The sequence below is a fragment of the Prevotella sp. oral taxon 317 str. F0108 genome, assembly GCF_000162415.1.
GTDB lineage: Bacteria > Bacteroidota > Bacteroidia > Bacteroidales > Bacteroidaceae > Prevotella > Prevotella conceptionensis.
On the sequence record NZ_GG740086.1, the window covers coordinates 1 to 2,138 of the forward strand.

At 45.1% G+C, this 2,138-nt stretch carries 3 protein-coding genes; 1 reads left to right on the forward strand and 2 read right to left on the reverse strand.

Going from position 1 to position 2,138, the window contains the following annotated elements; genetic code table 11:
• Positions 1 to 232 precede the first annotated feature (232 nt).
• Positions 233 to 397, forward strand: coding sequence for a hypothetical protein (locus HMPREF0670_RS16865; RefSeq protein WP_198009329.1), 165 nt, complete (start codon positions 233 to 235; stop codon positions 395 to 397).
• Between the two features lie 122 nt (positions 398 to 519).
• Here HMPREF0670_RS16865 and HMPREF0670_RS14995 read toward each other — a convergent pair whose 3' ends face one another.
• Positions 520 to 1,032, reverse strand: a complete 513-nt coding sequence (locus tag HMPREF0670_RS14995) for a hypothetical protein (protein ID WP_044078511.1) — start codon at positions 1,030 to 1,032, stop codon at positions 520 to 522.
• A gap of 21 nt (positions 1,033 to 1,053) precedes the next feature.
• A partial coding sequence (locus HMPREF0670_RS16030) for an RHS repeat-associated core domain-containing protein (protein WP_232213954.1) occupies positions 1,054 to 2,138 on the reverse strand: 1,085 nt, incomplete at its 5' end.

Below are 2,138 nucleotides of genomic sequence, written 5' to 3' on the forward strand. Positions count from 1 at the left end.
TCTTGTTTGGATTCTCATTGGCATTGTTCATGCTGCCGACATCGCCTGGAGAGGAATTGCCTGTTGTTCTTCCCGACTCAGAACGGTTTCTGTTGCCTATGCTTACGGCAATGGCACCGTCATTGCCTATGCCGAGGCTGTAAGCACCCGAGCTGAACTCAGGCATCGGAATGTCAGTCTTGACACTAAGTTGGCTGAGTGTTCCCGTCGGCGAAGTGTATTGTGTGCGTACATGGCTGTCCCCCTCATCTATCCAATCAGGATAGCCGTCGCCGTTGACATCCATTGCGGCGACTTCCGTATGGGACGTTTGACTGCTTTTGCTGCCGCTTACGCCGAACCTGAGAGGACCATTCCCCGTTGCAGACACGCCATGCCCGGAAGACTTGGATTGTAATATCGGTGCAGACAGTCCTTCTCCTGAGGCATACCTTTTATTATGCGGGAGCATTGTATGAATCGTACTCAAATTCGTTACGCATACCTTGTACAGCAGGTTGACGCGGCTAGTGAGGTTAACTATCTGAGTTCGATATTTATAGGTGACCCCCTTACTAATGACTTCACTAATTCTTCTATAGAACTATTATTGCAGTCCCAATAAGGGAAAATGTACTGTTTTTCTTCTGTTAGAAGAATGACTGCCCATGAATCATTTTCCCAACTTTCAAGAAAAATGTTGTCGATACTTACACCTTCTAGTTTTGATATTTGTTGTTGCAACTTTAGAAACTCATCCTTTCCCAACAACTTTTTCTCCCTTTCACAAGTATTCTTAAGTAGGCGTATATGTTGAGTAGATATATGTATGTCATTCAACACAGCATGTGTGACTGAGTCCCCCTTTTCTCCTACACTGGTTGTGATATAGCCATCTTTGTCCACTTCTATCAAGTAACACCCCTCAAAATCTGTTGTTGGGAAAATAAGGCATTGGCAAGCGCATCTTTCAGGGAGATGTTTGCTTGAACAACCGCCATTGAGTAATACAATGAATGCGAGAGAGAGCATACAGAAATCTATTTTATTCATGTTGGATGTTTATATATTTAGTTAATATTTTATTCGTTTGTTTAATCCATGTTCTTTCCTTAATGCATTTTCTGTTCGTTTTGCTTTTCCAATAATTCCGACAGTCTCAAGTTCTTCCTTGGATGTATTCTTAATTTTAAGTTGCCCATTAGGGCTTCTGTATTTATATGAAGATTTTGTATCTGGATCTATGGCAATACCGTCCATGGAGCGTTCTCCATGTATAATTTCATGCCCTAAAACAAGAAATAAAGGCATCACCTCCTCTGAACTTTTGCCAGTCTTACCATTCTCTGTTAGAAGTTTGGGAGTATCTGTAACATCAAAATTAACAACTACGTCAGTTCCCTTCCCATTAAATGCATCCCTCCTATAAATATCATGCTCACTAGACTTTTCACCCGGATCAGTTGTTTGTATTGTCATCGTTCGCTTATGTTTTATCACGGATTCAATGAGACTATTGCCAACTGTAAGTTTTTTTGACTTATTCCTGCCATGTGTTGCTAAAATTACGACTTCTCCATTTTGTTTCACCCCTAGTTTATAGTTTGTCAATTTCTGAAGCTGGTTCAACACAATTATTCGTTGATTTCTACTTCCTGAGATTATCACCTTACGGCCATCCGTATCGATTAACTTTGTAGGACGATCCATGCAATATACATACGCGCCAACGCTCGGATACTTCTCCGCCAACGGATCCACCCCATACCACAAACTCGTCCTTGGGTTCATATACCTCGCCCCATAATAGTACAGCCCCGTCTCTTGGTCAAGTTCCTTGCCGTTGAACTTGTACGGCATATCCTCGGATGAGGAATGTTCGTCCACGAGCAGTTCGCCGTAGGGCAGGTAGGCGTCGAACTGGGCGACGTTGGCCTTGGCGTCGGTGATATAAGAGGTGCTGCCGAGATGGTCGGAGTGGTAGAAGAAGATGTCCTCGTGCGTGGTGTCGGCAGGCACGTAGCCGTAACCCGGCTGCACGTCGTCGGGGTCTTCGGCCTTGTCCCACTGCACGGGCGGACCAGGAGGAGTGCCGGGCACGGCGTTGCGCTTGGGCCGTTGTATCCAACCGTCGGGCGCAGAGTGGTCGCCCAACTCCC

Coding starts and splice junctions, on each gene's coding strand:
- HMPREF0670_RS16865 (WP_198009329.1), top strand. CDS start 233: ATGGCTGTCCCCCTCATCTATCCAATCAGGATAGCCGTCGCCGTTGAC.
- HMPREF0670_RS14995 (WP_044078511.1), bottom strand. CDS start 1,032: ATGAATAAAATAGATTTCTGTATGCTCTCTCTCGCATTCATTGTATTA.